The organism is Faecousia sp., from assembly GCF_048519415.1.
GTDB lineage: Bacteria > Bacillota > Clostridia > Oscillospirales > Oscillospiraceae > JAZOXB01.
In genome coordinates, this window is the sequence record NZ_DBFZUT010000081.1 from 1 (window position 1) to 20,331 (window position 20,331).

Here is a 20,331-nt window from a genome sequence, read left to right on the forward strand (position 1 = left end):
TAATAATTTTGCAATTTTGAAATCAGCTTGGCGGGAAAGCCCAAAGGGTTTTTTCGACAAGCTGAAAAACGGGCGCTGGCCCGATCATACTGGAGGAACGATTCATGTTTGACCGTTTGATTGAAATTCTCAAGGCGAATCCCCGTAAGATCGTCTTTACCGAAGGGCCGGATGCCCGTATCCTCGAGGCTGCCGACCGCCTGAAGAAGGACGGCTTCCTCACCCCGATCCTCATCGGCGCGCCCGAAGAGGTCAAAGCAGCAGCCGTCAAGGGCGGCTTCGACATCGAGGGCCTGGAGATCATCGACCCCGCGACCTATCCCGGCATGGACGAGATGGTCGAGAAGATGGTCGTCCTGCGCAGGGGCAAGATGACTGCAGAGCAGTGCCGCGAGGCGCTGTCCAAGGGCAACTATTTCGGCACGATGCTCGTGAAGATGGGCTATGCGGACGCTCTGCTGGGCGGCGCGACCTATTCCACGGCTGACACCGTCCGTCCCGCCCTGCAGCTCGTCAAGACGAAGCCGGGCGCGCATCTGGTGTCCTCCTGCTTCATCCTCGTCCGCGGCGAAGAGAAGCTGGCCATGGGCGACTGCGCCATCAACATCTCCTATGAAGACACGCTCGACAAGGAAGGCAACGTTGTTGTCTCCGCTGCCGACAAGCTCGCCGAGGTCGCCGTCGAGACCGCGCGCTGCGCGCAGACGTTCGGCATCGACCCGAAGGTTGCCATGCTGAGCTTCTCCACGAAGGGCTCCGGCAAGGGCGGCACGGTTCAGCTGTCCCGCGATGCCACGGCAAAGGCCAAGGAGCTTGCGCCGGATCTTGCCATTGACGGCGAGATGCAGTTTGACGCGGCCGTTTCCCCGGTCGTCGGCCAGCTGAAGTTCCCCGGCTCCAAGGTCGCGGGCTATGCCAATACCTTCATCTTCCCGTGCATCGAGGCCGGCAACATCGGCTATAAGATCGCCCAGCGTCTCGGCGGCTATGAGGCCTACGGCCCCATCCTGCTCGGCCTGAACGCCCCGATCAACGACCTCTCCCGCGGCTGCAACGCCGACGAGGTCTACAAGATGGCCATCATCACGGCCGCCCTTGTGTAATCCGACTGATCCTTCTTCCGGGCGGGGCATCCCGCCCGGAATTTTTCCGCACCGCCGATTTTGCTGCAAATTCGATGCGGGAATTCGCTAGAATGAACACGAAAGGCGGTTGATCTCATGAATCAAACACCACAGAGAACACGAAGAAAAACCACAAAAAGGAAGCAGCAGCGCCGCAAACCACTGCGGGGCCGCTTTGCGCTCCTCGGCGCGGCGGCCCTGCTGGTGCTGCTCCTGCTGCGCTGCGGGGCGGACGAGCCGCAGCCGGGGTCCGCAGCGGCGGACGAAACGGCGGGGGAGACAACGGCGGAAACGCAGCCCGTCCCTGCGACGCAGGCGGCCGATCCGCCCTCAAAGGACGATCCGCTCCTGCTGCTCGTGAGCCGCGCGCAGCCGCTGGCGGAGGATTATGCGCCGGAGCTGACGCAGCTGCACGACTGGCCCTATTCCATTGCTGCGATCGCCTATGAGCCGCTCAGGCAGATGCTGGCCGCCGGGCGGGCCGAGGGGCTTTCGTTCACGGTCGCCTCGGCCTACCGCTCCACGGACAGCCAGAGGCAGCTGTTTGACGAGGACGTCGAAGCCCGCGTCAGCGAGGGCATGACGGAGGACGAGGCCCGGGAGGAGACGGCCCGCTGGACGATGCCGCCCGGCTGCAGCGAGCACGAGACCGGCCTTGCCGTCGACATCGTTGCGACGGACAACCAGCGCCTCGACGACACGCAGGAGCAGACGCCGGAGACGATCTGGCTGCATGAAAACTGCTGGCGCTTCGGCTTCATCCTTCGCTATCCCGCGGGGAAGGAGGACGTGACCGGCATCGACTATGAGTCGTGGCACTATCGCTACGTCGGCATCGAGGCCGCGCGCTACCTCACGGAGCAGCAGCTGACCTTGGATGAATTTTGGGCTTCCTGAAGGGAGAAACAGACATGATCCGACATATCGTATTCTGGAAATTCCGCCCGGATGCCGATCCGGAGCCGTTCCTGCAGGCGCTCTCTGCACTGCCGGAGCAGATCGACTGGATCCGCGGCATGCATGTGGCGCGCAGCGCAGCCCCGAACGCCGCGTGGGACGCCGCGCTCGAGGTGGACTTTGACACGCTGGAGGACGTGGCGCGCTATCGCGACGACCCGCGCCACAAGAAGGTCTCCGCCCTGTGCAAGTCCATCCGCACCGACCGCGTCAGCATCGATATCCCGCTGTGAGCGGGTGGTGGGTCTACATCCTGCGCTGCGGCGACGGCACGCTCTACACCGGCATGACCGATGACCCGGAGCGCCGCCTCGCCGCGCACCGCAGCGGGCACGGTGCAAAGTATACGCGCGGCCGCGGCCCGCTGGAGCTGGTCTACAGCGAGGCCTGTGGGACCCGCGGGGACGCCCTGCGCCGCGAGGCGGCCATCAAGCGCCTGCCGCGCGCGAAGAAGCTGCGGCTGATCAAAGAAGTCCTGTGACTGGAAATGTCACAGGACTTTTTCGTTTTCGACTGCAGGGGAGCGGCATGCCCCTCCCGGCGCTGCACCTGCGTGATAAACAGGCTGCCGTTAAAACGGTAACGGCCTCCGAATTGTCATTCCGAGGAGCGAAGCGACGTGGGAATCTCGGGAAGGCACTGCCGATTTGGAAAGGCTATCGTTAAAATGGCACGCGCCAATTGCGTCTGTAGCGGCGGTCAGTGACCGCCTTGCAGGCTGCAGGTTTCGTGGCACGATCGTCGACCGCACACGCCAATGTAGCGGCGCTCCCTGTGTCAAGAGCAACATGGTATACAGCGGTGTACGGACATGGTACACAATTCACAGCCTCGCGATATTTCGGTGAATAAGTTCGCCGTTTTCAGTTTTGAACTCCGCAATTCTGAAGTTCCGGAAGCAGGCGGAGAAGGACTCTCCATCTGGGTTCGGGCGGAATTCGATGTATTGATCGATCATGGTCTGGCTGAGATAGATCTGCCATTTGTCGAAGCGGACGTAGCCCCAGCTGTTCACCTTGATCACATGGTACTCTCCGCCGTACTCCCACGGAGCGATCTTCTCCGGTAGCTGCCGGTCGCTTGGAATATAGACCTCGGCGGGTGTCTTCATGCCGAGCGCCTCGTGAGGGCGGACGTTGTTGTATTTCTGCCGCCAGAGTCGGAACTGCTCGCATGCGTCGTCAATGTCATGCATGGTAACGTGCTTCAACAGCTCCTGATTCATTGTCCTGTGAAAACGCTCGATCTTGCCTTGCGTCTGCGGGTGCTTCATCCGTCCGTGGATCGGCAGGATATCCAGTTCCATGAGCAGACGCTCAAACTGCGTGTAGCCCCGCTTGAAGCCGGCAAATTGCGCGCCATTGTCAGAAAGAATCGACTTTGGCAGTCCGTATTGCCGGAAAACCTCGAGAAACGCGGGAATTACCACATTTTTCGTGCCTGATCGTGGCACAATTGCGAGCGAAAAGCGGGCGTGGTCGTCCAGAATGGTGAGCGGATAGCAGTAATTTCCATCCTCCATCCGGAACTCGCCCTTGAAATCCGTCTGCCACATGTCGTTGCACGCATCCTTCTCGAACCGCGTGAACGCCTGACGCTTCCGGGACTCCTCAACGCTGATGCAGCCGTACCGATGCAGGATGTTGTTGACGGTCTTCACACTGGGCAGTCCGTGCACGCCATCGTTTTCCAGCTTCTTGCGGAGCGTCTTCGCGCCCCAACCCGGATTATCCGAGCGGAGCGCTACGATCTGTTGCTCGACATCTTCCGGCGTGCGCGTAGGGGAATGCTTCGGTCGTCGGCTGCGGTCGCTCATCGTCTCCTGCGCCTCGTAGCGGGCCTTCCACTTCAGGCCCGTTCGCCGCGTAATGCCGTACTCCCGGCACAACGCGCTGAAATTGCGGCAGCTCATCGCCGCCTGTGCAAATTCTGTTCTTTGGTCTTCCACTGTTCTACTCTCCCAAGGCATCTCATTTGCACTCCTTTTGTGTGTTTTTCGATGCCTTTATTTTACCGCAGAACTGTATACCTTGTCTTTGCACACCTGTATACTATCTTACTACACTGTACACCCTGAGCGCCCAGTAGGGGAGCATTCAACCGCGCAAGTGCTCTGGTGCACCGCTGCACCCGCCTGACGTGTCATTCCGAGGAGCGAAGCGACGTGGGAATCTCGCAGTACCCGGCTGGATGACAGGAAAGCCGCGGCGAAATCGTAACTGCCTGCACGAGATTGCCACGGCCCCTTCGGGGCCTCGCAATGACAAATCTGGGAACCTGCATGGCCGGCGGAACTGCTTCAAAATTTGCAACTGCCAATGGCGCTCAGGGAGCGCCGCTACAGACGCAATCGGTTTGTGCGTTTTTTCGGTAGCCCGTGCGAACTGCAAGTGCCTTCCCGAGATTGCCACGGCCCCTTCGGGGCCTCGCAATGACACATCAGGAGAATGCGGCGGTGCACCAGAGCACTTCCGCGGTTGAATATCTCTGTACAAGGCGCTCGCTCCCCGTAAAGGGGACGCCGCATCCGTAAGGCGGCAAAGCCGCCAACGGCTGCGCAGTGAGCGCCGCTACAGACGCAATTGGTTTTTACCGTTTTAACGGCAGCTTGTACGGATCGTTCGTGCAGCGCCGGGCCCGGCTGTCCGCTCCCCTACAACGCACGGCAGGGCACGGCAGGCGGCCTCGCAGAGCTTTCCGCCGATCTATTCAGCGCAGCGGTTCCTCATAGCCCGCGAGCTTGCGGCCCATGAGCACGCCCATGGCGGAGGCCATCATCAGGCCGCGCGTCCAGCCGGACGAATCGCCGAGGCAGTACAGGTGCGCCACGTTTGTCTTGAGGTCCGGGGTCATCTTGACCTTGTTGCTGTAGAACTTCAGCTCCGGGGAGTACAGCAGCGTCTCATAGCTGGCAAAGCCCGGCACGACCTGATCCATGGCCTGAATGAAGCCGATGATGTTGATCATGGCGCGGTAGGGCATGCCGGCGGTGATGTCGCCCGCGACGGCGTCCGGCAGTGTCGGGCGGACGTTCGAAAACGCCAGCTCCTTCGGCCAGGTGCGCTTGCCGTCGAGAATGTCGCCGAAGCGCTGCACGAGGATGTGGCCGTCGGCCAGCATGTTCGTCAGCTCGCCGACCTTCTGGGCGTAGGCGATGGGCTGGTTAAACGGATAGGTGAAGTTGTGCGAGCACAGGATGGACAGGTTCGTGTTGTCGGACTTCAGGTCCTTGTAGCTGTGGCCGTTTACGACGGCGAGGTTCTTGTCATAGTTCTCCTGGCTGACAAAGCCACCGGGATTCTGGCAGAATGTGCGAACCTTGTTCTTGAACGGCTGCGGATAGCCGACGAGCTTGGACTCGTAGAGGACGCTGTTGACCTCCTCCATGACCTCGTTGCGGACCTCGACGCGCACGCCGATGTCCACGGTGCCCGGCTGGTGGGCGATGTCATACTTCGCGCACAGGGATTCCAGCCATTCCGCGCCGCGGCGGCCTGCCGCAATAACGACGTCGTCGGCATAGATCGTCTCGCGCGTGCCGCCGCGCGTCGGCTCCACGATGACGCCCTTGCACAGCGGGCCATCGAGCACGAGATCGACGCAGCTGTGGCCGAAGAGCATGTCGACGCCCTTGGCACGCAGGTCGTTCTCCAGCGCAAGGTAGAGCTCCTGCGCCTTTTCGGTGCCGAGGTGGCGGATGGGGCAGTCGACGAGCTTCAGGCCTGCGCGAATGGCGCGGCGGCGGATGATGCGGATCTTATCGGGGTCGGACACGCCCTCCACATGGGGGTCCGCGCCGAATTCCAGATAGATCTGGTCCGTATAGTCAATGAGGGACTGGGCAAAGTCCGGGCCGACGAGGTTCGGAAAATCGCCGCCGACCTCGTGGTTCAGCGAGAGCTTGCCGTCGGAGAACGCGCCTGCGCCGGAGAAGCCGGTCGTGATGTTGCAGGGCTGGCAGTTCAAGCACTTCTGCGTCTTGCTCTTCGGGCAGGAGCGCTTTTCCACGCTCTGGCCCTTTTCGACCATCAGAATCTTCTTGTGTGCGCCGCGGCGGAACAGCTCGACGGCCGTAAAGATGCCGGCAGGACCGGCACCAACAATGATCAGATCATACTTTTCCATAGAAACTCCTTTGTGCTGCGGTATTGTTGGTTTATTTGAATGTTATTCTTCCTTCAGAAGGGCCTCTCCGGCCTTGTAGATGTCGCCTGCGCCGACGGTCAGGATCAGGTCACCCTTCTGCGCAGCCCCGCGGAGATAGGCCGTGACCTCAGGGAGCGTCTCAAAGTAGACGCTGCCGGGAATGCAGCGCGCCAGATCGCGGGAGGAGATGCCGATGGTGTTGCTCTCACGGGCGGCGTAGATCTCGGCCAGAACGGCGACGTCCACGCGCTTGAGCTCGCGGACAAAATCGTCGAACAGGGCCTTCGTGCGCGTGTAGGTGTGCGGCTGGAACGCGAGGATCACGCGCTGATAGCCCATGTGGGCCACGGCGTCGATGAGGGCGTGCAGCTCGCCGGGATGGTGGGCATAGTCGTCATAGACGTCCGCGCCGTGGTACGTCCCCTTGAACTCCATGCGGCGGCCCGCGCCGTGGAACGAGGCAAGGCCCGCGGCGACATCCGCGCCGTCCACGCCCATGACCCATGCGGCGCTTGCGGCGGCCAGCGCATTATAGACATTGTGGCGGCCGTAGACCTGCAGGTCCACATGGCAGTAGCGCTTACCGAAGCAGATAATGTCAAACGAGCGCAGGTCCTCGGAAAGCCCCTCGGGGTGGATATCGTTGTGCGCATCGATGCCAAAGGAGAGGTAGTGCAGATCCGAGAGCGTCTGCACGGTATTTGCATCGTCGCCGTTGGCGATGACATGGCCCGTACGCGGCACGAGGCCCGCAAATTTGCGGAACGAGCGCTTCACGGCGTCAAGGTCCTTGAAATAGTCCAGATGGTCGGCCTCAATGTTGTTCACGATGGCGACGGTGGGGTAGAAATTCAGGAACGAGTCGCAGTATTCGCAGCTCTCCATGATAATGGTGTCGCCGGAGCCGACGCGGTGGCCTGCGTGCAGCAGCGGGAGATAGCCGCCCATCATAACGGTCGGGTCGCGCTGTGCCTGCATGAAAATATGCGTCAGCATGCCGGTTGTGGTGGTCTTGCCGTGTGTGCCGGACACGCAGATGGCGTTTTTGTATTCGCGCATGATCACGCCCCAGGCCTGCGCCCGCTCGAACACGGGGATGCCCTGCGCACGGGCCGCGGCGACCTCGGGATTGTCGTTGTGGGCGGCGGCCGTGCGGATGATGCAGTCCGCGCCCTGAATATTCTCGGCGCGGTGGCCGATGTGTACTTCGATGCCCTTGGCGATCAGCTCGTCGGTGGAGACGGAGGCGTTCATGTCCGAGCCGGTGACCGTGATGCCCATGCCGCGCAGCACCAGTCCGAGCGGACGCATGGAAACGCCGCCGATGCCGATCAGATGGATGTGCTTGCCGGGGACAAGGTAGCTGTCCAGACGTTTGAGATTGTTTGCCATATTCCTTCCTCCTGCTTCCGGCGCTCCGTGCGGGCACGGCGGGCCGGTTCTGAGCTTGTTAGGCAGCGCCGCGTCATGACACCTTTGGCCTTCGCTGAATTGTGCGGTGCTGCCATTCGTAGCGTGGTAAGGCTAAAGCTTTCTTATTGTGAACGCGCAATGCAAATGAATGCGCGTGATATCAGGGAAAGACGAGCAATCCTGCAGAAAACATAAAGTTTTAGATATACCGCGCTATTGGGTGCTGCCGTTAAGTGCTTCCTTTAGTATACTATAAAATCATGGGATTTACAAGTCTTCCGCAAGGCCCTGCAGCTCCGGCGGCAGCAGCTCCTCCGGCAGGCAGAACGTGAGGCTGCGGCCGTCCGGATGCGGCACGCGCAGCCGCCACGCATAGAGCTGGATGCCGCCCGGCGCGGCCTGCGCGCCGTATTTCCGGTCGCCGCAGACAGGGCAGCCGCGCGAGCCGAGCTGAACGCGGATCTGGTGCGTCCGGCCCGTGAGCAGCTGCAGGTGCAATGCGGCGCGGCCGTCCGGCAGCAGGCGCAGCGGCGTGCAGATCAGGCGTGCCTCGCGCACCCCGGCCCGCGTGCGCCGCACGACGTAGGTTTTGTTGCGCGCGCAGTCGTGGAACAGCAGGTCATAAAGCTCCTCCGGCTCTTTGCACGGCGCGCCCTCGGCCAGTGCGAGATATTCCTTGCCGGCCGTGAGGTGCGCCGAGAGAAAGGCCGCCGCCTCGCGGGTCTTGGCAAAGACCATCACGCCGGGCACGTCGCGGTCGAGCCGGTGCACCGGGAAGACCGTGCGCGGCGCGAGCAGCGAGGCCATGCTCTCCTGCCCGGAGCTGTCCGCGGCGGAAAGCACGCCGCGCGGCTTGCAGCACACGACGAGCTGCGCATCTTCATAGAGGATCATGTCCCGTCCCTCCCGCGTCTCAAAATACGCTCCATTTTACTCCGAAGTGTTCAAAATTGCAAGTCCTGTTTTTGGGGAAGCTCTGCCTCAATCATCTGCGGCGTATGACGGAGCTTTTCCGCCGATCCATCGGTTCGAAAAGCTTGACGTACACAAAGTACGCCTGCACTTTCCAAACCTCGACTCGACGAAAAATCTCTCGCCATCCGCTCTTGCTGATTGAATCAGAGCTTCCCTTAGCTCTTGACAATCCTATTCTGTGTTCGCTATACTGGAGAAAAAGAGGGTGATATGCATGCAGACGATGCGCGAGGATGCGGAGACGATCCTGCGCGAGGCCGTTGCGGCTGCGCAGCCGGGCCGGCTCGTGCGGGAGGCGCTGGAAGCGGAGCGGCTGACGGGCAGGATCGTGCTCCTTGCGGCGGGAAAGGCGGCGTGGGCCATGGCACAGGCCGCCTGTGCCTGCGTGCCTGTCTGGCGGGGCATGGTGATCACCAAGGACGGCCATCTCGGCGGGGCGCTCCCGCCGCTCGAGCTGGCGGAGGCCGGGCACCCCGTGCCGGATGCGCGGGCCTTTGCTGCGGCGCGCCGTGCGCTGGCGCTCACGCAGGGGCTGACGGCGGAGGACACGGTCCTTGTGCTGCTGTCCGGCGGAGCCAGCGCCCTGTTCGAGCTGCCGCTCGTGCCGGAGGTGCGCCTGCGGGAGATCACGCAGCGGCTCCTGCGCAGCGGGGCGGATATCGCGGCGATGAACGCCGTGCGCAAGCGTCTTTCCGCCGTGAAGGGCGGCCGCTTTGCGCAGCACTGCGCCCCGGCGCGCGTTGTATCCGTCCTGCTGTCGGACGTGCTGGGCGACCGGCCGGACGTCATCGGCTCCGGCCCCGCCGTGCCGGATCCCTCGACGAGCGGAGAGGCGCTGGAGGCCGCCGGGCAGGCGGGCCTGCTGCCGGATGCCGCGCTGGAGGCCCTGCTCCGGCAGGAGACGCCCAAGATGCTGGAAAACGCCCGCTGGCATGTGGTCGGCGGCGTGCGGCTGCTGTGCGCCGCGGCAGAAGAGACGTGCCGCAGGCTCGGCTATGCGCCGTTCGTGCTGACGGACCGCCTGAGCTGCGAGGCGCGGGAGGCCGGGCGCTTCCTTTCGGCGGCCGCGCAGTATCATGCGGGCCGCGGGAAGGCGCTTGCCCTGCTGGCGGGCGGCGAGACCGTCGTCCATGTGACGGGCAGCGGCCTCGGCGGGCGGAACCAGGAGCTGGCGCTTGCCGCTGCGCCGGGGCTGGAGGGACTTTCGGACGCCGCCGTGTTCAGCTTCGGCAGCGACGGCACGGACGGGCCGACGGATGCCGCGGGCGGCTATGCCGACGGCCGGACGGCGGCCATTCTGCGCGCTCTCGGCCGCACGGCAGAGGCGTGGCTGGATGATAACGACGCCTGGCATGCGCTGGCGCAGACCGGCGGCCTGCTGCGTACCGGCCCGACGGGCACGAACGTCAACGACCTTTCTGTGCTGCTGATCGGAAAACCGAGGTTGACTTTTTGATAAAATTTAGTAAGATATAGGTGTTCTTGCTTGTGAAATTAACCCCGGGAGGCTTTTCCTATGAAAAAATGGCATACTGTGCAGGATTATCTGGTCATCGTGTTCTGCGCCTGTCTGCTTGCCCTGAGCTACCACATCTTCGTGTTCCCCAACGAGTTCGCGCCGTCCGGCCTGCCGGGCATCGCGACCATCATCCAGCATGTGTTCCATTTTAAGGTCGGCTATATGACGATCCTCATCAACGTCCCGCTCGTCCTGCTGACGTATTTTATCGTAGACCACCGCTATGCCGTGTTGTCCGCGACGTTTGCAGTTGTGTTTTCCGTCGTGCTGCTGGCGCTGGATTATGTCAACCTCGCACCGTTTGAGTACCATACGACTACCGGCACGAGCACGATCCTTGCGCCCATCGCGGGCGGCGTCATCAGCGGCTTCTGCTATGGCATGGTCATGCGCCGCGACTCCAGCACCGGCGGCACGGATCTGCTGGCGGCGCTCGTCCACCATGTCCGCCCAGAGATGCACATCATCTGGATCGTGTTTGCCATCAACGCCATCGTCGCGGCCCTGTCCTACTTTGTCTATGATTTCAAGATCGAGCCGGTCATTCTCTGCCTGATCTACTGCTTCCTGTCCAGCCACGTCGGCGATACGATGATCAAGGGCTTCAAGGAGGCCGTGAAATTCGAGATCGTCACGGATAAGCCGGAGGAGCTTTCCGCCGAGCTGCTCAAGCATATGAAGCACGGTGTTACGGAGATCCCGGCCGTCGGCGGCTTCACGCATTCGGACAAGACGCTTCTCATCTGCGTTGTGAATCGCCATCAGATCGTGGCGTTCCAGCGCATCATCCAGCAGTTCCCCGGCTCGTTTGCCTACCTCAGCTCCGTAAAGGAGACCATGGGCAACTTCGCCCACATCAAGCGCTGAAGCGGAAAAAAACCTGCGCGCCCCGGCCCCGGGGCGCGCTTTTTGCGTGACTGCCAGCTATGTGCTGCCGATTCGTACAGACTACCGTTAAAACGGCGATAGCCTCCGATTTGTCATTGCGAGGGCGCTTTGCGCCCGTGGCAATCTCGGGAAGGCACTGTCGATTTATACCGACTGCCGGGCAAACGCACGCGCCTTGTAGAGGGCGGCGTTCTCGACGCCATGCCGCGTAAAGTTACCGTATTCGCCGGGAGTGCCCTGTGATCCGGCCGGATACTGCGAGATTGCCACGTCGCTTCGCTCCTCGCAATGACAAATCTGGAGGCTTTGCGCCGCTGAATTTGTGCCGTGATCATTGCCAGTCTGCAAGGCGCTCGCTGAGCGCCGCTACAGACGCAATCGGCGTTTGCTATTTTAACGACAGTCGGTACAAATCGGCAGTTGGCGCGCCGCCTATAAGCCATAAAAGCATCCCGGATGCGGCTGCATCCGGGATCGTTTTTAGTTCAGCAGCAGAACGCTCGCAATGCCGAAGTAGATCAGCAGCGACAGGGCGTCGACGATCGTCGTGATGAACGGGCTTGCCATGACGGCCGGGTCGAAGCCGACCTTTTTGGCGAGCATCGGCAGCACGCAGCCGATGACCTTGGCCACGAGTACGGTCAGCGCCATGGTGGCGCATACGACCAGCGCAACGAGGCAGGTGACATCCTCGTTGCCGAGCATCAGCCGGTCGACGAGCATGATCTTGGCAAAGCAGGCGGCCGCCAGCGAGATGCCGCAGAGCACGGCCGTGCGGATCTCCTTCCACACGACGCGCGGCAGATCGGAAAACTCGATCTCGCCGAGCGACAGCGCGCGGATGATCGTGACGGAGGACTGCGAGCCGGAGTTGCCGCCCGTGTCCATGAGCATGGGGATGAAGGCCGTCAGTGCAACCTGCGCGGCCAGCGCGCTTTCAAAATGCGTGATGATCAGGCCCGTGAACGTGGCCGAGACCATCAGCAGCATGAGCCAGGGAATGCGGTGCTTGAAGAGGTCGAACGTGGACGAGCGGAGATATGTCTTGTCCGACGGCGTCATGCCGCCCATGATCTCCATGTCCTCCGTGGCCTCGTCTTCCATGACGTCCATGGCGTCGTCGAAGGTCACGATGCCGACCATGCGGTTCTCCGTGTCCACGACCGGCAGGGCGAGGAAGTTGTATTTCGAGAACATGCGGGCAACTTCTTCCTGATCGGTGTGCGTATGGACGGAGATGACGTTCGTCTCCATGATCTTGTCGACGGTCTCGTCATCGTCCTGCGCCAGCAGCAGGTCCTTGACGGAGACGAGACCGATGAGCGTGCGGTTCTTGGTGACGTAGCAGGTGTAGATCGTCTCTTTGTCGACGCCCGTGCGGCGGATGCGGAGGATGGCCTCCTCCACGGTCATGCCGGGGCGCAGCGAGACATACTCCGTCGTCATGATGGAGCCTGCGGAATTCTCGGGGTAGCGCAGGATCTCGTTGATGTCCTTGCGCATGTCGGGGTCCGCCTGCGAGAGGATGCGGCGCACGACATTTGCGGGCATTTCCTCCACGATATCGACGGCATCGTCGACATACAGCTCGTCGAGCACCTCGCGCAGCTCGGAGTCCGAAAAGCCGCGGATGAGCAGCTCCTGCGCGTCCGGCTCCATTTCGACGAACGTCTCGGCCGCCAGCTCCTTCGGCAGCAGCCGGAACAGCAGCGGCAGGCGGGATTCCTCCAGCCCGTCAAAGACCGAGGCGATATCCGCGGGATTCATCGTGGATAGAATGTCGCGGATCGTGGAATACTTCTTTTCCACGAGCAGCGCCTCAAGCGTGCTCTCTACGGTTACGGTGTGATCTGCCATTTTCCGGTTCCCTCCTGATTCTTCATAGTACGGTCAGAGATTCGGAAGCGGGCACGGCAGGCCGAATATCGAATGATTAACGGGAACGCACCGCATGGACGCGGGCGTCCTTTTTCGTACTTCGGCCTACGCCAGTACCATTGCCACTCCCAGCATCCATGACGTTCCCTCCTTTTGGGCTGAAAATTTTTGAAAAGGCCCTATCTCTTATCATATTGCCGCGCGGCGCGTTTGTCAAGCGAAACCGCGGAAAAATCCCTTTTGTTTTTTGTGATCTTATGGTAAAATAGAAGAAAAACCGGAAAACGGAGTGGAAAACCTTGAACACGATCCGCATCTATGAAACGGACTCGCACGCCCGGCGGCTGCAGGCGCGCGTGCTCTCCTGCGAGGAGGGCGAAAACGGCTGGCTCGTGGAGCTGGACCGTACAATCTTTTATCCCACGGGCGGCGGACAGCCCTGCGACATGGGCACGCTCGGCGGCGCGGACGTCACGGAGACGCTCCTGCGCGGCGAGACGGTGCTGCACCGCTGCACGGCGGCTCTGCCGGTCGGTGCAGACGTGACGGGCGAGATCGACTGGGCGCGGCGGCTGGACCTCATGCAGCAGCACTCCGGTGAGCATCTCGTCTCCGGCCTCATCCACGCGCGCTTCGGCTATGAGAACGTCGGCTTCCACCTCGGCGCGGACCTCGTGACGATCGATTTTAACGGCGAGGTGGACGAGCAGGCCCTGCAGGAGCTGGAGCGCGCCGCGAACGAGGCCGTCTGGGCCGATTTTGCGCCGCATATCTGGTATCCGGAGCCGGACGAGCTGGCGCACCTCCCATACCGCAGTAAAAAGGCCCTGACGGGTGCAGTGCGCCTCGTGCAGTTCGGAGACATCGACCTGTGCGCCTGCTGCGGCACCCATGTGGCCCACACGGGCGAGATCGGTCTCATCAAGCTGTTCAGCACGACGCATTTCCGCGGCGGCTCGCGCATCGAGATGGCCTGCGGCGGCCGTGCCCTTGCCGTGCTGAACGCCCTTTGCGCCCAGAACCGCGACATCTCCGTCCGCCTGTCGGCAAAGCCCGTGCAGACGGCCGTCGCCGTGGCGCGATTGGCCTCCGAGCGGACGGAGGCGCAGCAGCGCGCCGCCGCGCTGGAGGACCGCCTGTTTGCCCTGCTGGCACAGGACGGGCAGACGCTCCGCTTTGAGCCGCCTATGCCGCCGGAGAGCGTGCGCCGTCTGGCGGACGCCATGGTCCGGGCGAACGGAGCGCGCTGCGCTGTGTTTGCCGGGCAGGACGGCGCGTGGCACTATGCCATGGCCGACCGGGACGGCGACCTGCGCGGCCTGACGAAGCGGCTCAACGCCGCGCTGCAGGGCCGGGGCGGCGGAAAGCCCGGCTTTGTGCAGGGCTCGCTCGCCGCGTCCCGCACGGACATCGAGGCATTTTTCACGGCGGAAAGCTGCAGTATGCCTGACCCGGCCTGAGCGCCGTGCCGCTGCGCGCGGCCAGCTCCGAAACGGTCAGAAATTCATAGCCCTGCGCCTGCAGGGCGTCGATGACGCGCAGCGCGGCCGTCACGCTCGAGTCCGTCAGGTCGTGCATCAGAATCACGGACCCCGGCTCCGCGTGGCGCAGGATATGTGCCGTCACGGCGTCGGCATCGTGCACGCGCCAGTCCTCCGGATCGACGGACCAGAGGATGACGGGAAGATCGGCGCAGGCCGTCTGCTGCAGCACGGCCGTGTCATACAGCCCGCCGGGCGGGCGCAGCAGCGTCGGCGCGCGGCCCGTTGCCTCCATGAGCTTGCGGCGGGCCTCGGCAAGATCGCGGCAGACCTCGGCACGGCTCATGGAAGTAAAATACGAATGCGCGTCGCCGTGCGTGCCGGTCTCGTGTCCCTCGGCGGCGATGCGCGCGGCCAGCTCCGGATACAGATCGATCCGGTAGCCGCAGAGAAAGAACGTCGCATGCACGCCGCGTGCGGCAAGCCCGTCCAGCAGGCGCTCCGTAAGTGCGCCCGACGGGCCGTCGTCAAACGTCAGCGCCACGCAGCGGGGCTCCGCCGCATGGCCGCGCGGGAGCAGGACGGCCAGCGCGGCAAGCAGGCATAACAGCCGTTTCATGCAGCCACCTCCCAGAACAGAAGAAATTCGTCTCCGGGGTAGTATGCGCGCAAACCGGCGAAATATTGAAAAAAGGCGGCACCGCATCATGCAGGGAAGATGCAGGGATGCGGTGCAGCCCTGAAAGGAAACGACAATGATCCAGGTGATCTGCCCCGTGTGCGGGGCGGCGCTCGAGCCGCAGGGTGCGGCATGGCGCTGCGCGCAGGGGCATTGCTTTGATGTGGCAAGACAGGGTTATGTAAACCTCTTAACGGTGACGCAGAAGCACTCGCGCCATCCCGGCGACACGCGGGAGATGGTCGCGGCGCGGCGCGCATTCCTGGACGCGGGCTGGTATGCGCCCATCGCCAAAACGCTGGCGGACCTTGTGCGCCGCTTCTGCCCGGAGGCGGCTTCCGTGCTGGACGCGGGCTGCGGTGAGGGCTATTACCTCTCGCAGCTCAGCTGGGTCCCGGAGCGCTGGGGGATCGATATCTCCCGCGACGCCGTGCGCTATGCCGCGGCACGCGACCGCGGCGCCCACTGGCTCACGGCCACGGCGGCCCATCTGCCGTTTGCGGACGGCGGGTTCGACTGCGTGCTGTCCATGTTCGCCCTGACGGCCGGGGCGGAGTTCTTCCGCGTGCTGCGGCCGGGCGGCATCTTTGTGCAGGTGCTGGCGGGGCAGGGCCATCTTCCGGGGCTGAAGTCCATCATCTATCCCGCGCATGTAGAGAAGGAAAAGATACTCCACCCGGCGCTGCCGGGCTTTGGGCTGCTGCACACGCAGACGCTGCGCTTTTCCTTCTCCCTGCCGGATGCGCAGAGCGTGCACGACCTGCTGTATATGACGCCGCATGTCTGGCGCATCACGAAGCGAGGCGCAGAGGCGCTGGCGCAGACCGCGCAGCTGACGGATACGGCGGAGGTCATCTTCAACATCTACGGTAGACAAGAGGCCGGGAATCTGCTAGAATAAGGACAAGGATCAAATACGGAGAGTGGAGCATGCTGGATAAGCTGAAACAGGTCGAGGACCGCTATGAGGAGCTGTGCGCCCGCGCGGAGCAGCCGGATTTTTACGCCGACCCGAAAAAGGCGGCGGCGTGGCTGCGCGAGCAGAAGGAGCTGGCCCCCATCGTCGCGGCCTACCGCGCCTACTGCGCGGCGCAGCGGGATATGCAGGATGCGGCGGAGCTGATGGCCGGGCAGGCCGACGCCGAGCTGAAGGCCCTGTGCCAGGAGGAGCTGACCGGCGCAAAGAAGCGCGCCGCCGCACTCGAGCAGGAGCTGAGAGTTCTGCTGCTGCCCCATGACCCGAACGATGGCAAGAACGTCATCCTCGAGATCCGCCCCGGCGTGGGCGGCGAGGAGAGCGCCCTGTTCGCGCACAGCCTGTTCCGGATGTACAGCCTCTATGCCGCCGCGCGCGGCTGGACCGTGGAGCTTCTGAACTACAGCGAGACGGAGCTTGGCGGCATCAAGGAGGCGGACTTCATGATCTGCGGCGCGGGGGCCTATTCCCGGCTGAAGTTCGAGTCCGGCGTGCACCGCGTACAGCGTGTGCCCGAGACGGAGTCCGGCGGGCGGGTGCACACGTCCACGGCGACGGTCGCCGTCCTGCCCGAGATGGAGCAGGCCGATGTGGACCTCCGGCCGGAGGACATCGAAATGCAGGTCTACCGCTCGTCCGGCGCGGGCGGCCAGCACATCAACAAGACGTCGTCTGCCGTGCGTCTCATCCACAGGCCGACCGGCATCGTCGTGGCCTGTCAGGAGGAGCGCAGCCAGTTCCAGAACCGCGAGCGCTGTATGATGATGCTCTCCTCGAAGCTCTACCAGCTCGAGCAGGAGCGCATCGAGTCGGCCGTCTCGTCCGAGCGCCGCAGCCAGGTCGGCAGCGGCATGCGCAATGAAAAGATCCGCACCTATAATTTTCCGCAGAGCCGTGTGACCGATCACCGCATCGGCCTGACGCTCTATCAGCTGGATTCTATTCTGAACGGCGGGCTTGACCCGATCCTTGACGCGCTCATCGCGGCGGATCAGGCCGAAAAGCTCCGCCGCAGCGAAAGCAGTGACAAATCATGAAAACACAAATGCTCTCGGCGCAGCGTCCGGAGGACATTGCCGCCGCAGCCGGGCTGCTGCGAAACGGCAAGCTCGTCGCCATCCCGACCGAGACCGTCTACGGCCTCGGGGCAAACGGGCTGGATGAGAATGCCGTGCTGCGCATCTTCGAGGCGAAGGGGCGTCCGCAGGACAATCCCCTCATTTTGCATATCTCCGAGCCGAAGGAGCTGGAGTCGATCTGCCATGACATCCCCGCGCAGGCGTGGCTGCTGGCGGAGCACTTCTGGCCCGGCCCGCTGACGATGGTGCTGCCCGTCCGCGACCTCGTGCCGAAGCGCACGACGGCAGGGCTGGATACCGTCGCCGTCCGCTGCCCGAAAACGGCCGCGACGCGTGAGCTCATCCGGCTGGCGGGTGTGCCTATCGCCGCGCCGTCGGCCAACCGCTCCGGCAAGCCATCGACCACGACGGCGGCCCACGTTCTGCATGACATGGACGGCCGCATCGAGGCCATTCTGGACGGCGGCCCGTGCGAGGTCGGCGTGGAATCCACGATCGTCGACCTGACGGGCGAGCGCCCACGCCTGCTGCGCCCGGGCGGCGTCACGCCGGAGGAGCTGCGCGCTCTGCTCGGCGAGCTGGACATCGACCGCGCCGTGCTCGGTCAGATCTCGAACGACGCCGTCGTGCGCGCTCCCGGCATGAAGTACAAGCACTATGCCCCGTCGGCGGAGGTCTATATCATCTCCGGCAGCAGCGAGGCGGCCGCGCGCTATATCCGCCGCCGCTTCGGCCCCGGCGACGCCGTTCTGTGCTTTGCTGAGGAGCTGCCGCTCTATGACGGCTGCAATCCGACGGCCTACGGCTCTGAAAACGATGTGCGCACACTCTCTGCCGGGCTGTTTGCCGCCCTGCGCGACCTTGACCGGCCGGATATCCGCACGATCTATGCCCGCTGTCCCGAGGGCGGCGGCGTGGCCTACGCCGTCGGCAACCGCCTGAAGAAGGCGGCGGCCTTCCGTGTGGTCGACGCGGAGCACGAGGCATGAAAATTCTCGGCATCACCGGCGGAAGCGGCAGCGGGAAAACGACGCTGCTGCGCGCCGTGGAGCATCTGGGCGGCCTCGGTCTCGACTGCGACGCCATTTATCATTGCCTGCTCGAAACGGACGATGCCCTTGTCGCCGCCATCGGCGCGCGCTTTCCCGGCACGGTCCGGGACGGCCGGGTCGACCGCCCGGCGCTGGCTGCCGTCGTGTTTGCCGATCCGGCGGAGCTTGCGGCCCTCGATGCCCTGACGCATGAGGCCGTTGCGCGCGAGGTACGGCGGAGGCTTTGGCAGTCGGAGGCACCGTTTGCTGCCATCGACGCCATCGGCCTGTTCGAAAGCGGCCTTGCCGCCCTGTGCGACGAGACGGTCTGCGTGCTTGCGCCCGAGGAAACGCGCATCGAGCGGCTCATCCGGCGCGACGGCATTTCCCGCGAGCGCGCTCTTGCCCGCATCCGGGCGCAGAAGAGCGACGAGGCCCTGCGGGCCCAGTGCGGCCATGCCCTGTGGGCGGACGCGCCGACGCCGGAGGCATTTCAACAACAATGTGAGCAATTTCTGAAAGGAGTTTTGATGATGGAAGAAACCAAGAAGTTCGCAAAGGAGCGCGAAGCGCTGCTTTCCAGCCCCAAGAACGGCTATGACCGCATTTCCGAGGCGGACCTTGCCGCGATGGAGTCCTACTGCAAGGAGTACATGAAATTCATCAGCGACTGCAAGATGGAGCGGGAGGCTGTCAAGTGGACGATCGAGGCCGCTGAGAAGGCCGGCTTCCGGGAACTGAAGCCCGGCATGCAGCTGAAGCCCGGCGACCGCGTCTACGGCAACAACCACAACAAGAGCGTTATCTTTGCCGTCGTCGGCAGCGAGAGCCTGAACGAGGGCACGCACATCTGCGCGGCCCACATCGATTCCCCGCGTCTGGACCTGAAGCCGAATCCCCTGTATGAGGATGCGGGCATGGCCTATTTCAAGACGCATTACTACGGCGGCATCAAGAAGTATCAGTGGACGACGACCCCGCTGGCCATCCACGGCGTCGTGGCAAAGAAGGACGGCACCGTCGTCACCGTGACCGTCGGCGAGGAGCCGGGTGATCCCATCTTCTGCGTGACCGACCTGCTGGTCCACCTGTCTGCTGACCAGATGCGCAAGACGCTGGCCGAGGGCGTGACGGGCGAGAACCTGCGCATCCTGCTCGGCAGCCGCCCGCTGAAGGACGACGAGGGCGCCGACCGCGTGAAGTTCGCCATCCTGATGCTCCTGAACGAGAAGTACGGCCTGACGGAGGAGGACTTCCTCTCCGCCGAGCTGACCATGGTCCCCGCAGGCCCTGCGCGCGAGGTCGGCTTCGACCGCAGCCTCATCGCCGCCTACGGCCATGACGACCGCGTATGCGCCTATGCCGCCTTCAAGCCGCTGCTGGACCTCGGCACCCCGGTCAAGACGGCCGTGTGCGTGCTGGCCGACAAGGAGGAGATCGGCTCCGTCGGCATCTCCGGCATGCAGAGCCAGTATTTCGAGATGTTCATGGAGGACCTGTGCGAGGCGGCGGGCGCAAGCAAGCGCCGCTGCTTCGAGCATTCGTTCTGCCTGTCCGCAGACGTCAGCAACGCGTTTGACCCGCTGTATGCCGAGACCTGCGACCCGACGAACAACACGAAGATCAACTACGGCACCGGCATCTTCAAGTATACCGGCGCGCGCGGCAAGTCCGGCAGCTCCGACGCAGCCGCCGAGGTCATGGGCTATGTGCGCCGCATCTTTGCGAAGCACGACGTCATCTGGCAGACCGGCGAGCTCGGCAAGGTCGACCAGGGCGGCGGCGGCACGGTCGCCTGCTACATGGCAAACCGCAACATCGAGACCGTCGATGCCGGCGTCCCGGTGCTGTCCATGCATGCCCCGATGGAGATCGTCTCCAAGCTGGATACCTACATGACCTTCAAGGGCATGAAGGTCTTCTACGAAGAAAACTGATCTGTCCTGCCCCGCTTTGGAGCTCCAAAGCGGGGCAGCGTTTTTGCACGATGAGTAGCCCCGCCCGGCTCTGCAGGAACAATCGGTACAGGTTGGCGTTAAAATGGCACCAGCCCCGAATTGTCATTGCGAGGAGGCCGCAGGCCGACGCGGCAATCTCGGGAAGGCATTGCCGATTCGCACTGGCTGCCGATAAAAACGCATTGACCAATTGCGTGCGTCTGTAGCGGCGCTCAGTGAGCGCCTTG

At 63.3% G+C, this 20,331-nt stretch carries 17 protein-coding genes; 11 read left to right on the forward strand and 6 right to left on the reverse strand.

Annotated features, from left to right (window positions below):
* Positions 1-104 precede the first annotated feature (104 nt).
* The 4 genes from pta to ACMKFF_RS08620 all read left to right on the forward strand — a co-directional run bounded on the left by pta (position 105) and on the right by ACMKFF_RS08620 (position 2,562).
* Positions 105-1,103 (forward strand): phosphate acetyltransferase, encoded by a 999-nt coding sequence (pta, locus tag ACMKFF_RS08605; RefSeq protein WP_419496672.1) that lies wholly within the window; start codon positions 105-107, stop codon positions 1,101-1,103.
* 117 nt (positions 1,104-1,220) lie between these two features.
* Positions 1,221-2,021 carry a M15 family metallopeptidase gene (locus tag ACMKFF_RS08610; protein WP_419496673.1) on the forward strand — a complete coding sequence of 267 codons (801 nt, stop codon included), beginning with the start codon at positions 1,221-1,223 and terminating at the stop codon, positions 2,019-2,021.
* A gap of 14 nt (positions 2,022-2,035) precedes the next feature.
* Complete coding sequence (locus tag ACMKFF_RS08615; protein WP_367927782.1) at positions 2,036-2,314, forward strand: Dabb family protein; 279 nt, start codon at positions 2,036-2,038, stop codon at positions 2,312-2,314.
* A complete protein-coding gene (locus tag ACMKFF_RS08620; RefSeq protein ID WP_418467843.1) occupies positions 2,311-2,562 on the forward strand; it encodes a GIY-YIG nuclease family protein in 252 nt (83 codons plus the stop codon). The genes ACMKFF_RS08615 and ACMKFF_RS08620 overlap by 4 nt, the downstream gene beginning before the upstream one ends.
* 342 nt (positions 2,563-2,904) lie before the next feature.
* Here ACMKFF_RS08620 and ACMKFF_RS08625 read toward each other — a convergent pair whose 3' ends face one another.
* From ACMKFF_RS08625 to ACMKFF_RS08640, 4 genes are all read right to left on the reverse strand, one after another.
* Complete coding sequence (locus ACMKFF_RS08625) at positions 2,905-4,029, reverse strand: IS481 family transposase (RefSeq protein WP_419496674.1); 1,125 nt, start codon at positions 4,027-4,029, stop codon at positions 2,905-2,907.
* 761 nt (positions 4,030-4,790) lie between these two features.
* Positions 4,791-6,206: an NAD(P)/FAD-dependent oxidoreductase gene (locus ACMKFF_RS08630; protein ID WP_418468564.1), complete on the reverse strand. Its 1,416-nt coding sequence runs from the start codon at positions 6,204-6,206 to the stop codon at positions 4,791-4,793.
* Positions 6,207-6,248: 42 nt separating this feature from the next.
* On the reverse strand, positions 6,249-7,619 hold the full coding sequence (gene murC / locus ACMKFF_RS08635) for a UDP-N-acetylmuramate--L-alanine ligase (RefSeq protein WP_417325529.1): 1,371 nt from the start codon (positions 7,617-7,619) through the stop codon (positions 6,249-6,251).
* 288 nt (positions 7,620-7,907) lie between these two features.
* Positions 7,908-8,534 (reverse strand): RluA family pseudouridine synthase, encoded by a 627-nt coding sequence (locus ACMKFF_RS08640; protein WP_419496675.1) that lies wholly within the window; start codon positions 8,532-8,534, stop codon positions 7,908-7,910.
* Positions 8,535-8,829: 295 nt separating this feature from the next.
* Between ACMKFF_RS08640 and ACMKFF_RS08645 the strand changes: the two genes are divergently transcribed.
* Both ACMKFF_RS08645 and ACMKFF_RS08650 read left to right on the forward strand, forming a co-directional pair.
* Positions 8,830-10,071 (forward strand): glycerate kinase type-2 family protein, encoded by a 1,242-nt coding sequence (locus tag ACMKFF_RS08645; protein ID WP_419496676.1) that lies wholly within the window; start codon positions 8,830-8,832, stop codon positions 10,069-10,071.
* 60 nt (positions 10,072-10,131) lie between these two features.
* Entirely contained in the window at positions 10,132-11,001 is an 870-nt protein-coding gene (locus ACMKFF_RS08650; RefSeq protein ID WP_418468560.1) for a YitT family protein, read from the forward strand.
* Between the two features lie 501 nt (positions 11,002-11,502).
* Here ACMKFF_RS08650 and mgtE read toward each other — a convergent pair.
* Positions 11,503-12,879: a magnesium transporter gene (mgtE, locus tag ACMKFF_RS08655; protein ID WP_419496677.1), complete on the reverse strand. Its 1,377-nt coding sequence runs from the start codon at positions 12,877-12,879 to the stop codon at positions 11,503-11,505.
* 320 nt (positions 12,880-13,199) lie between these two features.
* On the opposite strand from mgtE, the gene ACMKFF_RS08660 reads away from it, so the two are divergent.
* Positions 13,200-14,360, forward strand: coding sequence for an alanyl-tRNA editing protein (locus tag ACMKFF_RS08660; RefSeq protein WP_419496678.1), 1,161 nt, complete (start codon positions 13,200-13,202; stop codon positions 14,358-14,360).
* Here ACMKFF_RS08660 and ACMKFF_RS08665 read toward each other — a convergent pair.
* Positions 14,323-15,000 (reverse strand): polysaccharide deacetylase family protein, encoded by a 678-nt coding sequence (locus tag ACMKFF_RS08665; protein ID WP_419496679.1) that lies wholly within the window; start codon positions 14,998-15,000, stop codon positions 14,323-14,325. The genes ACMKFF_RS08660 and ACMKFF_RS08665 overlap by 38 nt on opposite strands.
* A 136-nt stretch (positions 15,001-15,136) precedes the next feature.
* On the opposite strand from ACMKFF_RS08665, the gene ACMKFF_RS08670 reads away from it, so the two are divergent.
* From ACMKFF_RS08670 to ACMKFF_RS08685, 4 genes are read left to right on the forward strand one after another with little or no spacing between them, the layout of a single operon-like run.
* Positions 15,137-15,961, forward strand: a complete 825-nt coding sequence (locus ACMKFF_RS08670) for a putative RNA methyltransferase (protein ID WP_419496680.1) — start codon at positions 15,137-15,139, stop codon at positions 15,959-15,961.
* Positions 15,962-15,990: 29 nt separating this feature from the next.
* The gene (gene prfA / locus ACMKFF_RS08675) at positions 15,991-17,073 is read left to right on the forward strand and encodes a peptide chain release factor 1 (protein WP_367927771.1); all 1,083 of its coding nucleotides are present in this window, start codon (positions 15,991-15,993) and stop codon (positions 17,071-17,073) included.
* Positions 17,070-18,104, forward strand: coding sequence for an L-threonylcarbamoyladenylate synthase (locus ACMKFF_RS08680; RefSeq protein WP_349134963.1), 1,035 nt, complete (start codon positions 17,070-17,072; stop codon positions 18,102-18,104). The genes prfA and ACMKFF_RS08680 overlap by 4 nt, the downstream gene beginning before the upstream one ends.
* Positions 18,101-20,083, forward strand: coding sequence for an aminopeptidase (locus tag ACMKFF_RS08685; protein WP_419496681.1), 1,983 nt, complete (start codon positions 18,101-18,103; stop codon positions 20,081-20,083). Before ACMKFF_RS08680 ends, ACMKFF_RS08685 begins: the two co-directional genes overlap by 4 nt.
* The last annotated feature ends 248 nt before the right edge of the window (positions 20,084-20,331 follow it).